Below are 16942 nucleotides of genomic sequence, written 5' to 3'. Positions count from 1 at the left end.
ACGTAGTATGAATAAAATACTCATTTTACTAATACTGGGAATTGCCTTGTTTAGCTGTTCTAGTGATGACACTAATGAAAAACAAAACAACTGTGATCTAAAAACTATAATTAGCACGGAAGATTATATAGAGGCGCCTTCTAATTTTTTAACTATTAATAGTTTAGAGATAAACAATAACTGTCTAAAAGTTAATTTTAGTGCCGGAGGTTGTAATGGAGATACCTGGGAAGTAAAACTAATTGATTCAGGAGAAATTTTGGAATCTGGGATACCACAAAGGAATTTAAGATTGTCGTTAAAAAATGAAGAGTTATGCGAAGCCTACATCACAAAAGAACTTATTTTTGATATTTCGAACCTAAAAGTTAATGGAAACAAAGTTCAATTAAATATTGAAAACTCGGTTGAAAGTATTTTGTATGAATATTAAATTGTGGGGCAATCCATATGCTTAACTACGCCTAAGGACTTTTTTCGCTTAGTATTTTTAAGCTTGTTTTAATTCTTCTATAAAGGCCAGGGCTCTTTCTTCGTGATAATAGGCTTTATTATGTTGAATATAGCCCACGTGCCCCCCGTGTTTAGGGGTTTCTAAATAAAGAAATTTAGATTTTTTTGCTATTTCTTCAGGATAGGAATGAGCCGAAAGAAAAGAATCGTTTTTTGCGTTTAACAGAAGCGTGGGAGTGGTTATATTTGATAGAAAACCTATACAGCTGCATTTTTTATAATAATCTGCTGCATCTCTAAATCCGTGTGCCTTGCTTGTGTATACTTCGTCTATGGCCAGCAGCGAATTGCATTGTGTGATCTCTTCTTTAGTAATCTTTTGGGGAAAATGGGTTTGCCTTAGTTCTAGCTCTTTTTTCAGGTTTTTTAAAAAACGTTTTGAGTATATAAAATTACGGGTTCTATTAAGCTCTTTCAGGGAAGCTGCAAGGTCGCAAGGGGTAGAAATGGCTACCGCCGATTTGATTTCGGAAGGAATATGAGCCTGTTCGCCCAGATATTTTAACAGTAAATTTCCACCCAGGCTAAAACCAATTAGGGCTATTTTTTTATACTGGTTTTCCTGTTGTATAAATTTTATTACTGCTTGTAGATCTTCGGTAGCGCCGCCGTGGTAACTTCGATATAGCCGGTTCATTTCTCCGCTACAACTTCTAAAGTTTAGAGAAGCCACATCCCAACCTTGGTCCTGAAACTGTTTTGCCATTCCCAGCATGTAGGGTCTATTAGCGTTTCCGGCAAGCCCATGAAGTAGAATTATAATTTTGTCATTTTTTGGAGAATAAAAACCCCGCTCCAAATCTAAAAAATCTCCATCGCTTAATTCTATACGGTCTGCAGTATGAAAACTATAAGCTACTTTTCTAAGCGTAGCTGCATAAATGCTGGCTATATGAGCGTTTTTGAAAATCCCGGGCGCTTTATATTTAGTTTTAAGTATAGGCATAGCGTACAAAGTTAAGTAGTATTATGCTAAGGGAAGAATCTTGTTGATAAGTCTATAATCTATATGTGATTTTCCAAAGCTTATTTAGAGAAAATCAGGTTGAAATAAACTTCCTTCATTTTAAACTGTAGTATACTGTACAGTAGAAATTTTTAAAATACTTATGCATGCATACTAATTATGCTTAGTTTTATTGAAAAAAGTAGAAGAGAACATGTACACGAAAGAATTTGAAATACGCTGGAGCGATATAGACGCCAATAGGCATTTGGCCAATACGGCTTATGTGAATTTTATGAGCCATACCCGAATGGCTTTTTTAATGGAAAATGGTTTTGGCCAGGAAGACTTGGCTAGAGAAAACATTGGTCCGGTGGTATTTTATGAGCATATTTATTATTTTAAAGAAGTGTTTGCCGGGAAACCTATTAAAGTTACTTTACAATTAAAAGGTCTTGCCGAGGATGGCATGTACTTTGAATTTTTGCATAATTTTTATGATGAAAATGGTCAAAATTTTGCCAGCTGTGAGATGATGGGAGCCTGGATAGATTTAAAAGAAAGAAAGCTTACAAAACTCCCCAAAGCCCTGCGTGATAACCTGGACAGTTTGGGCCATACCGATGACTTTAAAGTTTTAACCAAAGAAGATACCAGGAAATTTGGAAAACGTCCACAACACGTGGAGCCAGAGAAAATAGGACTCTAAAAATCCCTTTTTTACACTTAATGACATTTTCTTATCAAAAAGCATAATTTCTATATAAAATCAGACAAAGAACAAACCCGGGAGATTCTTAAGTTTTCCGGGCTTGCTTTTTTTATTTTTTTACTATTCGGCCTAATAGCTATATTTTTTGAATGGTATTATTTGCCCTTGTTTATAGCCCCGCTTATACTTACTTTGCTCGCGCCATTTATAGATACGCCCCAGGGTAAAAAACAAGGTAAATTAATCTATTATACTCCGCTTTTCATTGCCGAAAAAGAGAAAAACGAAAAAATTATAATACACGGCGGAACCCTATTTGATTATTATTATATGATTGATAGAAATTGGAAGGGAAAGCAACGTATACGATTTATTCTTAATCAATATATTTTAGGTTTAATAGAACTTGGCGATTCATACAGCGAAAAAGAAGCAGAAAAAATAAGCCTGGAGGGTACAAGCTATATTCTTAACGACCGAACTGCCGAAAAACTGGGTTTCCAAAAACAACGAATCAATCTGCTGCAAAAAATCATTCTTTTTTACAATTATGTGCAGATACTTCTGGCAAATTCAATCGCGAAAGGCAAGCTTAGTTTTCCTGCAATTGGTAGGGTAAGTACTTTTACCGCACCCCTTTCAGCAATTAAGGCCAATAAGGCTTATTTAAAAAAATTGGCTAAAAAACTAGAGGATTAAAATTAAGTCCGAACTTCGGTTTTCTTTTTGGTTACCATATAAACTCCTATAAAAACTAATATGGCCGCAACTGCTTTTACCAGGTTAAGCTCATCGGCGCCAATTAAAATGGCATATACAATCGCAATAAGCGGTTGTAGGTAAATAAAAACACTTATGGTAGATGCCGAAAGTTGTTTTAAAGCATAAATATTGAGTAAATAGGTAGAAAATGTAGTTCCGGCTACCACAAATGCCATTTTCCAAATAGCATCAAACGGTAAACTGCTCCAGTTTACTTCGGTAAATTCGCCAATGGTGATGGGGAAATTGATAACAACCCCAATAAGAAATAACCATTTCATTAAAGTAAGCGCGTGATATTTTGCGGTAAGTGGTTTTACCAAAATAAGATATAGCCCATAGCTAAATGCGTTTACTATAAAAAGTACATTTCCGAGGGGAATATTGGGTGCATTTTCGGTACTATCGGTACTAAAAAGCACCAAAACCAATGCGCCGGCCAGGCCTACAATAATTCCGAGTGTTTTTAATAAAGTGATACGTTCCCTTATTAGAATAGATGCCAGGATAAGCACCATAACCGGGGAAAGTGTTACAATTACCGAACTGTTTATTGGAGTAGATAAACTTAGCCCCTTAAAGAAAAATAGCATGTTAATGACCATTCCAAAAACGGCACAACCTAAAATCCTGGGCCAGTCTGAAGTAGCAATTTTTTCTTTAGGTCCCAGCCAGCTAATGCTCCAAAAAAGGATTGCCGCCCCAAAAACCCTTAGAAATATAAATCCAAAAGGTTCAATATAGGTAGGCATCACACCTTTGGCAATAGTATGGTTAAGGCCATAAATTGTGCCGGCGCCAATGGCCGCAAGTATGGCCAGAAAGCGTTTCTTATCCATGAATAGCAGCTTTGGCCGCCGCGACGGTTTTTTTAGAATTGCCTATAAAAATTTCGTCATTATAAATAATCACGGGTCTTTTAAGAAAAGTATAATGATCTAAAATAAGGTCTTTATAATCCTGTTCAGAGAGCTCTTTTTTATTGAGTTCCCTTTCACGATATAGGCGTGCCCTACGGCTAAATAATGCCTCATAACTTTTGGCCAGCGCGTGCATCTCTTCTACCTGTTCTTTGGTAATTTCTTCTGCTTTGATGTCCTGAAGCTCAAAAGAGTTTGGCAATTCCAATTCTTTTATAATCTTTTGGCAGGTGTTGCAACTGGAGAGGTGATATACTTTTTTCATAGCTAGTTTAATTAGTAGTTAAGCCATTCGCTTACTTTATTCTTCGGAAAAGACAACTTTAATTCCCCTTCGGCATAACTGGCGGCTTCGTAGCGATTATAGACCAGGATAACCCTATTTTTGGTGACAGCTATATTTTCCGGAAGCGCAAATGTATCATTTTCAAAGAAAAATCCTTTGGCATTAATGTTTTCCCCTTCCGGAATTTTGTATTTTTTCCTGAATTCTTTTTCAGCATAATTTCGGAAAGCATCCAGGTTCGAAAACAAATCTTCATGATCTAATAATTCGCCTGAGGCCACATCAAAATTAGCAAAACGTTTAGCGCCATAACCGTGGGCACCCCCGGTAAAAATGTAGAAATCTGTTTCCAGAACCAATAAATCTTTAGTTTGGCTCAAAACCGATTGAGAAATTTCAACTTCGTAACCAATAGCAGAATTTGGAAAATCCTTTTTAAAATTCTGATAATCTTTAATAAATTCTTCTACGGCTGCTTTAACACTTTTGTTCTCCGTAGTTTCTTCAGCATTATCAAATATCTTAATAAGGTTTTTTTCATTATAACGATTCATTGCCAGGGCAGCTTCGCGATCTTCCCTAAACTTTAAATAGTTTACCCTTATTTTTGGGCATTTGGCATTTTTACAATCTTCAAAATCCTTAGGTAATAGGCCTTCATCATAAAAGCTTAAGGCTTCCATATCACCTTTTACCTGATTTACACCCGCATCAGATTTTTCATCGCGACAGGCACTTAGAAAGACAAAAATAACAAGGAGGGAAAGAAATTTTCGGCACATAAAAAAAAGCTGTTAAATAAAGTGAATAAAGATAAACCTATTTTGCGTAAAGACAATGAGCCTGTTACTTTTGCTATAAACCTGAAAATTATGAAATTTAATACCAAGACAATACACGGGGGGCAGGAAAATATAGATCCTGCATACGGTGCTGTGATGCCACCAATTTATCAAACCAGTACTTATTCACAAAGTACTCCAGGGGGTCATAAAGGCTATGAATACTCCCGAAGCGCAAACCCTACAAGAACAGCCCTGGAAAAGTCTATTGCCAGTATTGAAAACGGAAATTTTGGTTTTGCATTTGGCTCTGGTCTTGCTGCTATAGACGCTGTTTTAAAGCTTTTTAAGCCCGGGGATGAAATTATTACAACCAAAGATCTTTACGGTGGATCTTACCGCTTGTTTACCGGTATTTTTGAAGATTTTGGTGTTAAATTTCATTTTATTGAAATGAATCAAGCCGAAAATATTAAAGGCTATCTAAATGAAAATACCAAATTAATTTGGATAGAGACACCTACCAACCCAATGATGAATATTATTGATATTAAAGCGGTGGCTAAAATCGCGAAAGCCAACAATTTACTGTTAGCGGTAGATAATACTTTTGCCACGCCTTATTTACAACAGCCTTTGGAGCTTGGTGCCGATATTGTAATGCATAGCGCTACAAAATACTTAGGTGGTCATAGCGATGTGGTTATGGGGAGTCTGGTTGTTAACGATAAACAATTAGCGGATAGAATTTATTTTATCCAAAAGGCCAGTGGTGCTATTTGCGGACCACAGGATAGTTTTTTAGTACTGAGAGGAATTAAAACCCTGCACCTTAGAATTCAACGGCATTGTGAAAATGGAGCTGCAATCGCAAAATTTCTAAAAACACACCCAAACGTGGGAAAAGTATACTGGCCGGGTTTTGAAGATCATCCAAACCACGAGATCGCGAAAAAACAAATGAAAGATTTTGGAGGAATGATCTCTTTTACCACAAAAGAAAATACACTGGAAAGTGCTACCAAAATCGTAGAAAAACTAAAGGTATTTACCCTGGCCGAATCACTGGGAGGTGTGGAATCTTTAGCCGGGCACCCTGCAAGTATGACTCACGCATCTATACCCAAAGAAGAAAGGGAAAAAACAGGAGTGGTAGATTCTCTTATCAGGTTAAGTGTAGGGATTGAAGAAGAAGAAGATTTAATACAAGACCTGAAGCAAGCTTTAGGCTAGTTGATTTTTCGAGGGAGAGAAGTAATCTTTCCATTTGCAGTAAAGGATATATAGATTACTTTACTCTGTTCATAATGAATTTTATATTAGTAAATTAGGTCAAAAAAATAAACCGTCAAGCTGAATTTATTTCAGAATCAAATAAGTTAGAAGCTGAAACAAATTCAGCTTGACGAACTCAAAATTGAGTTTTTTAATTATAATCAATTAGAAATAAGTTACCGCGAATTGACTAAATCACCTTCTTTAAAACCCAAATCAATCTTTTTACTTCATCTAAAGAGTTATAATGAACCAAACTAACTCTCACAACCCCATTCTTTTCTTTTAAACCTGCGTCTTCAATAAGCTTTTTGGCATAAAAATCCCCAAACCTAATGCCTACACGATAATCATCTACACGTTCAACAATTTCATCGCTTTTCATCGTGCTATGAACAAATGAAATGGTGGGGACCCTTTTTTTCCTATCGGCAGTGGCTTTGCCAATAATTTGAATATCTGGATGTTCAGATAAATAATTAATTAGGGGTTTACTAATTCGCTCTTCATGCTTGCTAATATGCTCAAAGACCTTATTCATCTTGTCCTGGAAACCTACCTTTTTCGCTTTGGGAAATTCGTTTTTGAATAATTGTTCAAAATATTCTGTAATTCCTAATAGGCTGTAAGTGAGTTCAAAATTGAAGTTTCCTGGTTGAAATTTATAAGGCACATCTTTTTTCTTAAAAAAATAATGGTTTATACCGTCCATTTGATGTAACAGATTATATCTGCCATACATAACGGCCAGGTGGGGCCCAAAGGTTTTATACCAACTAAACACATAAAAATCTACATCCAGCTTTCTAACATCTATACGTCTATGCGGAGCGTAAGCTACTCCATCTACACAAATAAGCGCACCGGCTTTGTGTACGGTTTTTGCAATTTCTTTTATAGGGTTTATACTTCCTAAAATATTGGATGCGTGGGTTACAGCTACGAGCTTAGTGCGTTTGGTGAGTAGTTTGTTGAGGTCGCTTAGTTCAAGTTCCAGGCTTTCGGGATTTGCTTTCCAAAGCTTTACGTTTATTCCTTTATTCTTTAAATCGGTCCAGGGAGAAACATTGGCTTCGTGGTCTGTATTGGTAACAATTACTTCGTCGCCTTCCTTCCATTGCTTGCTAATACAAGTGCTTAAAATTCGTAGTAGCATACTGGAAGAAGGTCCCATAACCACCTCTTCAGGTCTTGCTGCATTTATATATTCGCATACTTTTTTGGTGGCATAATTGAGTTTTTCTCCTGCTTCCCTTGAAACTTTGTAGGAAGCACCTAACTGCACATTATGGTGTAACAAATAACCGCTAATGCGTTCAGCTACTTTTCTTAAAGTTTGCGAACCCCCGGCATTATCCATAAAAGTGAATTCTCTTTCCAATGCCGGAAACTGGCTTCTTACATATTCAATATCCATTACTCTAAAAGGCTTTCGTTGAATAATTTTAGAATTCTTCTATATTCATCTGTCCAACTGCTGGGTTCTACAAAACCATGATCTTCTACCGGGTAAACTGCCATTTCCCAGTTTTCTTTCCCTAATTCAATTAAACGTTGGGAAAGCCTTACCACATCCTGAAAATGAACATTTACATCTACCATTCCGTGGGCAATTAATAAATCGCCTTCCAGGCCTTCAGCAAAATAAATGGGCGAAGATCTTTTATAAGCAATAGGATCGGCGGCGGGTTCGTTTAAAATATTGGAAGTATAACCGTGATTATAATGCGCCCAATCGGTTACCGATCTTAAGGCGGCACCGGCTTTAAAGGTTTCGGGTTCTGTAAACATTCCCATTAAAGTGATGAAGCCACCATAACTTCCACCATAAATCCCCACTTTTTCGGGATTTATTCCGTGATTCTTAACTAAATATTCCACGCCATCTACCTGGTCAGAAAGGTCTTTTCCACCCATATGTCGGTAAATTCCTGTTCTCCAGTCGCGACCATAACCTGCGCTTCCGCGGTAATCTATATCTATAACAGTATACCCAAGGTCTGTTAAAAGGTTATGGAACATATATTCCCTAAAATAGCTGCTCCACCATTTGTGTGTATTTTGCAGGTAGCCCGCACCGTGCACAAAAACCACGGCAGCGTTATTTTTTACATCGGCTTCAGGGATATATAGCCTGGCCGGAACCATAGCACCGTCCCTGGCTTTAAACTCTATCAACTCAGGAGTTCTCCAGGGGTAACTGCTAAATGCTTCAGATTGCCCTTCTGTTAGTTGTTTGGCTTCAGCATTTGCTTTTGTCTTCTTTAGGTATAATTCCCAGGGCTTATTGCTATAGGAATATAAAATGGCCATGTGTTTTTCATCTGGAGAAAGATAAACATCATTATTGCCCTCCATTTTAGTTAGTTTTTCCATCTTACCGCCCATCACCGGCATCTTATAGAAATGACGTTCACCGGGTCCAACCTCTGAAGTGGTTAAAAACCAATGCTTTTTGTTATTAGAAAGCTCGGGGTCAAAAACTTCAAAATCTCCCTGGGTAAGTGCTTTTTTGTTTCCGGTGGTAACATCCAACAGGTAAAGATGAGAGTATCCCGTTTCTTCACTTTGAAAATAGATATGTTTATTATCTGGTAACCACCCCATTTCTTCGCCTCCGTAAAAGGTGTAGCCAATTCCGGGACCTGCAATCCAGGCTTCATCACGCTGGCGATCTAGTGTATTTAAGGCGCCTGTTTCAAGGTTAATTTTTGCTATCCAGCGGTCTTTATTGTCTTTAGACCTAATATTAACTACAGCGTGCTCGCCGTTTTCTGAAAAATAAACCGTAGTTGGAACTACTTCCCTCTCGGTCTCTTCCCAGTCTTTATCGGGGTAATCTTTAACGTAATCCGGTAAATCAGTAATTCCGGGAAGTTCACTTGTGTTTAAGGTGTAAACCGTATCTTTTTCGAAATTGTAAATAGCAAGCTCAACTTTAGTATTATTCTCACCAACCTTGCTTCGTGCGGGCAGGTTTACGGTGTATCCAGATTCATCTACATAATTTGGAACTTCAGTATTTTCGCCGCGTTCACGGGTAATAAGTTTAAAAGTTGCAAATTTTGCATCAGGCGAAACCTGAAGGTTACTTAGGTTTTTATCTTCAAGGTAGAAGCTAAATTGTTCCTTTTTAGCCGTGGCTTCCCTGTATGCTTCTTTATTTTCTTTGTTGGTTTTTCGCTGATTTACCACTTGTAATAGTTCCAGGTTTTCGTCTCTTATCCAGGCATTTTTTTCTGAAACTTCTTTTTCTTTCCCGTCTTTTGCTGTACCGGTTTTAATATTGGTAAGTTGCTTAATACTACCTTCTTTTCTATTATAAACAAAAGCATTCTTATCTAAAATAAAGCTGACTTTGTCCTCGTTAGCAAGAAATTTTGGGTTTTCAATTGCTTTTGAAAGATCAAGGAGTTGGGTGGTTTTACCGGTTTTTATATTATAAAGTTTAAGGCTTCCATTCTCGCTAAAAATCTTTGCAGTTCGGTCTTTATTGAAATCGCCATATCGCGGACTTAAATTTTGCTCTTCCTTTAGATCTACCTTCTTTATTTTTGAAGTATTTCGCAATTCAATCTTGTAAAGTGAATCAGAAACATTCTGCTCGGGATTGTAATCAAAATAAATGGTTTCACTATCGGCACTCCACTTTATATTAGAGGGAAAATTCCCCATCCAATTAGGGTCTTGCATTACTTTTTCTACCGAAAGTTCACTGGTTTGGGAAACTCCTGTATAACCAAAACTTAAGAGTGTTAAAAAGAGAACATGAAATTTAAACTTGAAGGAATAGGCTAAAATCTTTTTCATCAATTTAAGGAGTTGTGGGTTTATTTTTTAATAGCAGGCGGCAATATAGTTAAAATGCTAAAAATGATAAAGCTTAAGCCTTAAGATAGATTAGATATAATTGATATCTTTAGCCTTTATTTTTAAAAATTGATTAAAACAGTATGAAGAAAAATTTACGTACACTTTTTAGTTTATTTCTTGTGGCCGGCACATTACAGGTACAGGCTCAGCAAGAAATGGTAGACAAGATTGTAACCGAGGTCAATGAAAATTCAAGATTAGAGGAGCTGGGTCACGAGATGATAGATGTGATTGGTCCTAGATTGGTTGGGACTCCACAAATGAAAAATGCACATGACTGGGCGGTAAAAAAATATGAAAGCTGGGGAATTTCTGCCGAAAATGAGGAATATGGAACCTGGCGTGGCTGGGAACGTGGAATTACCCATATAGACCTTGTAGAACCAAGATTAAGAACCTTGCACGGAAGACAATTGGCCTGGAGCCCTTCTACAGGAAAAAAAGGCGTAACTGCCGAGGTAGTGATTTTACCGGAAGCAAGTAGCCCTGATGCCTTTGCCGATATGCTTTCTTCAGTTAAAGGAAAATTTGTGATGATTTCGGTAAATGAACCTACCGGAAGGCCACCATATAACTGGGAAGAGTGGGCCACAGAAAAATCGTGGAAGAACATGCAACAAAGCATAAAAGAAACCGATTCTCTATGGAGAAGCCGAGTTCAAAATACCGGTTATAGCTATCGCGAACTCCCAAAAGTTTTGGAAGAAGCCGGTGCAGTGGGTATTGTGACTTCTAACTGGTCTCACGGTTTTGGTGCTAACAAAGTGTTTGGTGCATATACCAATGATATTCCTACTATAGATCTTTCTTTAGAAGATTATGGATTGCTTTACCGTTTAGCAGAAAACAATAATGCGCCCGAAATAAAGGTAGTTGCCCAATCTAAAGATCTTGGAGAAATGCCAACATTTAATACCATTGCAAGGATTGAAGGAACCGAAAAGCCTGAAGAATATGTTGTTCTTTCGGCACATTTTGATTCCTGGGATGGTGGTACCGGAGCAACCGATAATGGTACCGGCACCATGGTGATGATGGAAACAATGCGAATCTTAAAGAAATTATATCCAAACCCAAAGCGAACTATTATAGCCGGACACTGGGGTGGAGAAGAGCAAGGGCTTAACGGTTCTCGTGCTTTTGTAAAAGATAACCCCGAAATTGTGGCTAATGTACAGGCTTTGTTTAACCAGGATAACGGAACCGGAAGGGTAAAAACTATTAACGGACAAGGATTTTTGCATGCTTACGATTATATAAGCAGTTGGTTAGAGCCGGTGCCTCAGGAGATAAAATCTGAGATTGAGACTTCCTTCCCTGGAACCCCTTCCAGTGGTGGAACAGATCACGCTTCTTTTGTGGCTGCAGGAGCACCTGCTTTTATGCTGAATTCTTTAAACTGGTCTTATTGGGATTATACTTGGCATACCAATTTAGATACGTACGATAAAATTGTTTTTGATGATGTACGCAGCAATGTGATTTTGACTGCTATTATGACTTATATGGCGAGTGAAGATCCTGAAACTACCTCACGAGAAAAGGCCGTTTTGCCAATTAACCGAAGAACCGGTGAGCAAATGACCTGGCCTGAGCCAAGAGATGGAGAAAGAAGAGGAGGATTAGATTAGGCTTTTATTAATAAGAAGCTTGTTTGATTTTTTTTTCTCTATATAGTCAAGCTGAACTTGTTTTTATTTTCAAGATCTTAGATCCCCGAAAAAATAATCGGGGCAGGCTCTGAAACAAGTCAGGATGACGAACTAAAAAAACGTCATTACGAGGAACGAATAATCTGTAATTTAATGGCAGATTACTTTACTCCGTTCGTAATGACGTTTTAATTTATAGAATCTTCTAGATTTAACCTTTCAAATCAGCACCTACGGGAATGCTACAATCGTGATAGGGTTCCCCGTGTGCAGGGTTTTTAGTTGGTTTGTCTTCCCTAAGCCTTATGGGAGATGAGGTCATTTCCTGTTGTTGGCTTGAGCTGTTTGACTCGGTTAAAGATGCTCCTACCGGCATATCACAACGATGTCCAGGTTGGCCATGTGGAGGGTTGACATCTGGGGTTTCTGCATTTTCAGATGTGTTTCCACTCATTTGGGTATTTTGGATAGTTTGGGTTTCTTCAGCAGTTTTCTTTTCTGCGTCTTTACAAGACGTAAAAGCCGTAAGTGATACAACGGCAATTCCCAATAGAATTTTATTAAAGGTAATTTTCATAACAGCATTATTTTAAGTGATAAAGATACTAAATATGTGTAGATTACTCAGTAAGCATCTCTAATTCCCCCTTACTAAGATTTATGAGGCCGGCTTTGGGCAAACGCTTTAGCATAATTTTCCAGTTTTTATCTTTATCAAAGATTCTTTGAAAAATTTGTTTTGCTTCTTCCAGTCTATCGCTATTGGCAAGGGCTACTGCTTTCCAGAATCGCATTTCCAGGTTGTTTGGAAACATGTTTTCGGCTGTGCTGTATTGTTTCAGTGCTTCTTCCACATTCCCCGTTTCCATAGCGAGATCGCCACGATTCATAAACTGGTAAGCCCGGGCTGTTCTTAGCAACCGGTCCAGTTCTTCTATCGGATTTTCGTGATCGTCTACTCTTAGGTCTATTTTTTTATCCTTCCAGACTTCTTCAACTTTATCTGGTCCAACCACAATTAATGCGGCCGATTGTTTTCCGCGGATATCCCCACCGGCTTTTTGAGCAGCTTTTAAAACCCTAAGTACTCTTTCGGCCAGGGGTAGGTTAATATTTTCGGTAAAAGCTTTAGCCATTTCAGGTACAACCTTGTTGTTTAACATCATATTGGCCTGAACTGCAAAATTTTCACCCGTAATATGGCTCGCTTCAGCTACGCAATTCTTCCCGGTATAGGCTGCATTTTGCCCAAATTTATTTAGAATGGCCAATTGCCTATAATCACGGGCTTCATCGTTATTAATAAGGCTCTCTAAAGCTTCTTCGGGAGTATAAGCTTTGTTTAAAAGTTTAAGACCTTCCGGGCCAAAAGCCGGGTTTACAAACGACTGCGTAGCAACTACACCCACTCCCGATTTTCCCCAGGCGACTAGTGGTCCTACCGAAAACCAATGACTTTGAACACCAACAGCCATTTCTCCGGTTTTTGCATCCCTGGCAACAATAGAATAGGTATGTGCAAATGGATCTCCGCTAATCTCCGGATTTTGGGCCTGGCCATTCAAAAAAGATATGAAAGTGATAACCGTAAAGAGTAAAAAATTTTTCATAATACCTGATTTCTGTTTAAAACCAAGATAACGAAACTTTACTCGATAATCTAGATTAAATGTTTCGTGGCTTGCCTCTAAATTCAAAAAATTCTCATTTAATACCTCGTTGGCTTCCCGGGAAATAATTCACTAAATTCTCTTTTTGTGTTTTAAGACACCACTTGATATAGAAATGATTTATAATTGTTTTGCATTGGTGACCAAAATATAGAGAGGCCCGCCATCTACTGGATAACCATCTATCCTTGAGCCGGAAACCGTAACTTCTTTTCCGATAAATTTATCCAGATCTATTTTGTCGCTTCTTAACGCATAGAATTCATTTTCCGTTTTTAGAACATGTGTGCCATATTGATAAGAAGTAATTCCCTGGCTTTCTATTTTACCGGTAAGTTCCATTTGGCCTTCTGTTTCCTGGCGGTTACAGGTATTGGCAAAAAAGATGAGTGCTGTAAAAAAGCTTAGGGCAAAAAATTTCATAGAGGTTGATTTTAAAAATATGTCTTTAAGATTAAAGTTAAAAAAAGCCGGGAAACTACCGGAAGTTTTAAGTTTTAATATGATGAATTTCTGAAAACATTATTATTTTTGTGGCACTTATAGGGCCTCGTAGTTCAACGGATAGAATAGAAGTTTCCTAAACTTTAGATCCAGGTTCGATTCCTGGCGAGGCTACTTTTTTGGTATCTTAAACCGTTAGATGCACTAAACTCTTTTTCGTAATAGAAGAATAAAAGTTTGCCTTGAAGCTAGATGTGGCTTTATATCCAGGTTAAGCTTGCCCCAGGTTATTTGAATCTTATGAAGATGTAATAATAGAGGTAACTTTGTTAGCTGAATATTATTTCTTGTTGTTTTTATTTTAGGTATTATAAATAACCTTATATTCTTTTTCGGTTTAAATAGCTTATTATCAATTTATTAACTACAATTTTTTTCTATACCTCTTGTGCTTGTAATGTGTTAATTGTTCTATCAACCCCCCTGGTTTTTAAAAGAGTTGGTTTATATTTGTAATCTTTTCTTTACAAACTTTTAATACTATTCAAAGTAAAACTTACTTATTTTGAATGGTATTAAACAATAAAAATTCTGGTTATCAGGTCGTTATATTTCTTTTTTCTTTTAAATCTTATTTTTTTGGGCACTAACTTATGTGCAGCCAATAGTTTGCAACAGGATAAAGGTTTGCCTGAAATAAGTGTTATTACAGATAAAAGTGCACTAAAATATATAAATGAGGCGCAGGTACTTATTGATATTGCCGAATATGAGAAAAGTTTAAGCCTTTTAAAACTTATTTCTAAACAATATAAGGGAGATAGTAAGGAAGTAAAGGCTCGAATATTAGGTGGGTTAGCAAGAAACTATTTAAATATTGGCCTTTTTAAGGAAGCCGTAAAAACCTGGAGCAAGGCTGTAGAACTTTGTAAGGGGCTTGAGAACGGAGAATATCTTTCTGCTATTTTTTATAATAATATCGCAAGTGCCTTTTTAAAATTAGGTGAGTCGGAGAAAGCAATTATCTATTATAAGAAATCTTTGTCTATATACCCATTTTCTTCAACATATCGAGGCTTATCGAAATTAGCAATAGATACAGAGAGTGATTTTGATTTATCAAAGTCATATTTAGAGGCTGGCGCCGAATTTATAAGGGATAACAGGAACCTTAATGGCTATGCAGACGCTTTGGATAGTAGTTATCTTTTTAAGTTTGATCAAGCTACTATTTTAAAAGGTTTTGCCTATCATTATTTTAAAATGGGAGATGTTGAGACCTCTATAGATAAATACCAACAAGCATTAGATATCTCGAAAAGATTAAAGAGAATAAGCCTAAGTGTTGAAATTTTAAAAGAAATGGGTTATGTGTATAGAACACAAGGTGACCTAAAAAATTCGAATAAATACTTTGCAGAATATATTCACCTCAATGATAGCCTAAGCATGGCAAAAATGAAATCTTTAAGTATTCCTCTTAGAAATTTTATCGTAGAGGAAAATAACTCTAAAGAAATTGATGTCGACTCTGATTATTCTTTCGTATTTGGGGTATCTGCTTTAGTTGGAACTTCGTTTGTTTTACTTTTTATAGTTCGGCATAACAGCAGGCAAAAGAAAAAAATAGAAATTTCCAGAAAAGAAAAAGAGCGTTTAAAACAGAGTTTGAATGAAAGCTTTGATGAGGTTATAGATTTAGCAAGAAATAATGATCCCGCTTTTCTAGGAAAATTTAAACAGGTATACCCAAGCCTTTATGGAAAGTTAAGCGCTACAGAAATAAATTTAACCGATTCAGAAATCGCATTATGTGCTATGATTTGGTTGAAATTCTCTACAAAAGAGATTGCTCAATTCACATTTGTTCAACACAAAACCGTACAAATTAAGAAATACAGGTTGCGCAAAAAACTTTCTTTACCTAAAGGAACAGATTTGTACAAATGGATGGCTTCTTTGTAATTGTCTGCTCGTAAGCTGTTTGAGTGTTGTTTTATAGATGTAGTATCTATGTAATACCCGTGAAACGGGCTTTATCTAGTTATATTTTGCAATTTCGCGAAAAATTTAAGCCTAGAATTATTTTACCGTTTAATCCAAAAAAAATCTTGGTGTAAACCATTTCTAAAAGTACTTTCTATGAAGAAACTATTACCTCTGCTATTTATTTTTATTGGCTTTTCTGTTAGTGCCCAGGTGGGTATTGGAACCGATATGCCAAATCCTTCAAGCCAATTGGAGATAGTAGCAAACGATAAAGGTCTATTAATACCTCAGGTTGCACTTTTAAATTTAACAGATGAATCTACAATTACCAATGGGAATGTAGAAAGTCTTTTGGTGTTTAATACCTCTGCTAACCAAAGTATGTCACCGGGGTATTACTACTGGTATAACGGTAGCTGGAAAAGAATAGCTACTTCTAATGATTCTACTTCTAATATCCCCGATAATATAGTTATTTGGAATGCCGAGAATCAGGAGTTTGTTTATTTAGATCAGGCGGGAGATCGTATAAGTATAAATTTAGATGAGATTGTAAACGAAAGTATTACTAAGCTTGTTGATAATTTAGATGGAACTTACACTTACACCAGTGAAGATGATACAATTACTACCATAAATGTTCCTGCCGATGTTATAAGTAATATTGATAATAACGGAGATATCTATGAAAGAATTATTGAGCTTATAACCAGTAATTCTTATATCTCGAATATAACCGATAATGGCGACGGGACCTTTAATTTTACCGATTCTCAGGGAAATACAACCGAATTCGATGCTAATACTACCAATCTTGTAGATAACGCCGATGGGACTTATGATTTGACTAATGCTAATGGCAGTACAATTAATATCAATACCAATGCAGATAGTAATAGCTACGACAATACCAATTCAGGTCTTGCTGCCGGAAACGTACAGGATGCTTTAGATGAGATTCAGCAGAACCTTGAAGATACCAATGCCGATTTAGGTAATATTGACCTGACCGATAATGGGGATGGTACTTTCACCTATACCGATGCAGAGGGTAATATTATAGACTTTGATGCCAATACTACCAGCTATACCGAAAATGGGGGAGGTAGTTATACCTT

15 protein-coding genes, 1 tRNA gene and 1 pseudogene are annotated in these 16942 nt (G+C 36.9%); 8 read left to right on the top strand and 9 right to left on the bottom strand.

The window, feature by feature from the left end:
* Positions 1 to 7 precede the first annotated feature (7 nt).
* Entirely contained in the window at positions 8 to 433 is a 426-nt protein-coding gene (locus I6U49_RS11565) for a hypothetical protein (protein WP_198628790.1), read from the top strand.
* 57 nt (positions 434 to 490) lie between these two features.
* Here I6U49_RS11565 and I6U49_RS11560 read toward each other — a convergent pair whose 3' ends face one another.
* On the bottom strand, positions 491 to 1459 hold the full coding sequence (locus I6U49_RS11560; protein ID WP_198628788.1) for a YheT family hydrolase: 969 nt from the start codon (positions 1457 to 1459) through the stop codon (positions 491 to 493).
* A gap of 214 nt (positions 1460 to 1673) precedes the next feature.
* Here I6U49_RS11560 and I6U49_RS11555 point away from each other — a divergent pair, with 214 nt between their 5' ends.
* Positions 1674 to 2168 (top strand): acyl-CoA thioesterase, encoded by a 495-nt coding sequence (locus I6U49_RS11555; RefSeq protein ID WP_193711965.1) that lies wholly within the window; start codon positions 1674 to 1676, stop codon positions 2166 to 2168.
* Positions 2169 to 2363: 195 nt separating this feature from the next.
* Positions 2364 to 2870, top strand: coding sequence for a hypothetical protein (locus I6U49_RS11550; protein ID WP_198628786.1), 507 nt, complete (start codon positions 2364 to 2366; stop codon positions 2868 to 2870).
* A 2-nt stretch (positions 2871 to 2872) separates the two neighbouring features.
* Here I6U49_RS11550 and I6U49_RS11545 read toward each other — a convergent pair whose 3' ends face one another.
* The 3 genes from I6U49_RS11545 to I6U49_RS11535 are packed head-to-tail and all read right to left on the bottom strand — an operon-like array spanning position 2873 to position 4921.
* A complete protein-coding gene (locus I6U49_RS11545) occupies positions 2873 to 3772 on the bottom strand; it encodes a DMT family transporter (RefSeq protein WP_198628784.1) in 900 nt (299 codons plus the stop codon).
* The gene (locus I6U49_RS11540; RefSeq protein ID WP_198628782.1) at positions 3765 to 4118 is read right to left on the bottom strand and encodes an arsenate reductase family protein; all 354 of its coding nucleotides are present in this window, start codon (positions 4116 to 4118) and stop codon (positions 3765 to 3767) included. Before I6U49_RS11540 ends, I6U49_RS11545 begins: the two co-directional genes overlap by 8 nt.
* A gap of 11 nt (positions 4119 to 4129) precedes the next feature.
* The gene (locus I6U49_RS11535) at positions 4130 to 4921 is read right to left on the bottom strand and encodes a DUF3298 and DUF4163 domain-containing protein (RefSeq protein WP_198628780.1); all 792 of its coding nucleotides are present in this window, start codon (positions 4919 to 4921) and stop codon (positions 4130 to 4132) included.
* Between the two features lie 90 nt (positions 4922 to 5011).
* On the opposite strand from I6U49_RS11535, the gene I6U49_RS11530 reads away from it, so the two are divergent.
* On the top strand, positions 5012 to 6154 hold the full coding sequence (locus I6U49_RS11530; RefSeq protein WP_198628888.1) for a cystathionine gamma-synthase: 1143 nt from the start codon (positions 5012 to 5014) through the stop codon (positions 6152 to 6154).
* Positions 6155 to 6386: 232 nt separating this feature from the next.
* Here I6U49_RS11530 and I6U49_RS11525 read toward each other — a convergent pair whose 3' ends face one another.
* Together I6U49_RS11525 and I6U49_RS11520 are read right to left on the bottom strand one after the other, a co-directional pair.
* Positions 6387 to 7613: a cysteine desulfurase-like protein gene (locus I6U49_RS11525; RefSeq protein ID WP_193711970.1), complete on the bottom strand. Its 1227-nt coding sequence runs from the start codon at positions 7611 to 7613 to the stop codon at positions 6387 to 6389.
* Positions 7613 to 10006, bottom strand: coding sequence for a S9 family peptidase (locus tag I6U49_RS11520; protein ID WP_198628778.1), 2394 nt, complete (start codon positions 10004 to 10006; stop codon positions 7613 to 7615). Before I6U49_RS11520 ends, I6U49_RS11525 begins: the two co-directional genes overlap by 1 nt.
* A gap of 143 nt (positions 10007 to 10149) precedes the next feature.
* On the opposite strand from I6U49_RS11520, the gene I6U49_RS11515 reads away from it, so the two are divergent.
* Positions 10150 to 11700, top strand: a complete 1551-nt coding sequence (locus I6U49_RS11515; RefSeq protein WP_193711972.1) for a M20/M25/M40 family metallo-hydrolase — start codon at positions 10150 to 10152, stop codon at positions 11698 to 11700.
* A gap of 232 nt (positions 11701 to 11932) precedes the next feature.
* Here I6U49_RS11515 and I6U49_RS11510 read toward each other — a convergent pair whose 3' ends face one another.
* From I6U49_RS11510 to I6U49_RS11500, 3 genes are all read right to left on the bottom strand, one after another.
* Entirely contained in the window at positions 11933 to 12298 is a 366-nt protein-coding gene (locus I6U49_RS11510; protein ID WP_193711973.1) for a hypothetical protein, read from the bottom strand.
* A 43-nt stretch (positions 12299 to 12341) separates the two neighbouring features.
* Positions 12342 to 13331, bottom strand: a complete 990-nt coding sequence (locus I6U49_RS11505; protein ID WP_198628776.1) for a DUF1028 domain-containing protein — start codon at positions 13329 to 13331, stop codon at positions 12342 to 12344.
* A 180-nt stretch (positions 13332 to 13511) separates the two neighbouring features.
* Positions 13512 to 13814, bottom strand: coding sequence for a hypothetical protein (locus tag I6U49_RS11500; protein WP_198628774.1), 303 nt, complete (start codon positions 13812 to 13814; stop codon positions 13512 to 13514).
* A gap of 123 nt (positions 13815 to 13937) precedes the next feature.
* Between I6U49_RS11500 and I6U49_RS11495 the strand changes: the two genes are divergently transcribed.
* The 3 genes and pseudogenes from I6U49_RS11495 to I6U49_RS11485 all read left to right on the top strand — a co-directional run.
* A tRNA-Arg gene (locus I6U49_RS11495) sits at positions 13938 to 14009 on the top strand.
* Between the two features lie 465 nt (positions 14010 to 14474).
* A complete protein-coding gene (locus I6U49_RS11490) occupies positions 14475 to 15800 on the top strand; it encodes a tetratricopeptide repeat protein (RefSeq protein WP_198628773.1) in 1326 nt (441 codons plus the stop codon).
* Between the two features lie 177 nt (positions 15801 to 15977).
* Positions 15978 to 16942: pseudogene (locus I6U49_RS11485) on the top strand (hypothetical protein); the annotation flags it as partial.

This window comes from Salegentibacter maritimus (assembly GCF_016236915.1).
GTDB lineage: Bacteria > Bacteroidota > Bacteroidia > Flavobacteriales > Flavobacteriaceae > Salegentibacter > Salegentibacter maritimus.
This window is presented reverse-complemented; position numbering and strand designations above follow the sequence as displayed.

Excerpts from the sequence above, each read along its gene's own strand:
- I6U49_RS11535 (WP_198628780.1), bottom strand. The coding sequence starts at position 4,921 with ATGTGCCGAAAATTTCTTTCCCTCCTTGTTATTTTTGTCTTTCTAAGT.
- I6U49_RS11520 (WP_198628778.1), bottom strand. The coding sequence starts at position 10,006 with ATGAAAAAGATTTTAGCCTATTCCTTCAAGTTTAAATTTCATGTTCTC.
- I6U49_RS11505 (WP_198628776.1), bottom strand. The coding sequence starts at position 13,331 with ATGAAAAATTTTTTACTCTTTACGGTTATCACTTTCATATCTTTTTTG.
- I6U49_RS11500 (WP_198628774.1), bottom strand. The coding sequence starts at position 13,814 with ATGAAATTTTTTGCCCTAAGCTTTTTTACAGCACTCATCTTTTTTGCC.
- I6U49_RS11510 (WP_193711973.1), bottom strand. The coding sequence starts at position 12,298 with ATGAAAATTACCTTTAATAAAATTCTATTGGGAATTGCCGTTGTATCA.
- I6U49_RS11540 (WP_198628782.1), bottom strand. The coding sequence starts at position 4,118 with ATGAAAAAAGTATATCACCTCTCCAGTTGCAACACCTGCCAAAAGATT.
- I6U49_RS11555 (WP_193711965.1), top strand. The coding sequence starts at position 1,674 with ATGTACACGAAAGAATTTGAAATACGCTGGAGCGATATAGACGCCAAT.
- I6U49_RS11525 (WP_193711970.1), bottom strand. The coding sequence starts at position 7,613 with ATGGATATTGAATATGTAAGAAGCCAGTTTCCGGCATTGGAAAGAGAA.
- I6U49_RS11515 (WP_193711972.1), top strand. The coding sequence starts at position 10,150 with ATGAAGAAAAATTTACGTACACTTTTTAGTTTATTTCTTGTGGCCGGC.
- I6U49_RS11530 (WP_198628888.1), top strand. The coding sequence starts at position 5,012 with ATGAAATTTAATACCAAGACAATACACGGGGGGCAGGAAAATATAGAT.
- I6U49_RS11545 (WP_198628784.1), bottom strand. The coding sequence starts at position 3,772 with ATGGATAAGAAACGCTTTCTGGCCATACTTGCGGCCATTGGCGCCGGC.
- I6U49_RS11565 (WP_198628790.1), top strand. The coding sequence starts at position 8 with ATGAATAAAATACTCATTTTACTAATACTGGGAATTGCCTTGTTTAGC.
- I6U49_RS11560 (WP_198628788.1), bottom strand. The coding sequence starts at position 1,459 with ATGCCTATACTTAAAACTAAATATAAAGCGCCCGGGATTTTCAAAAAC.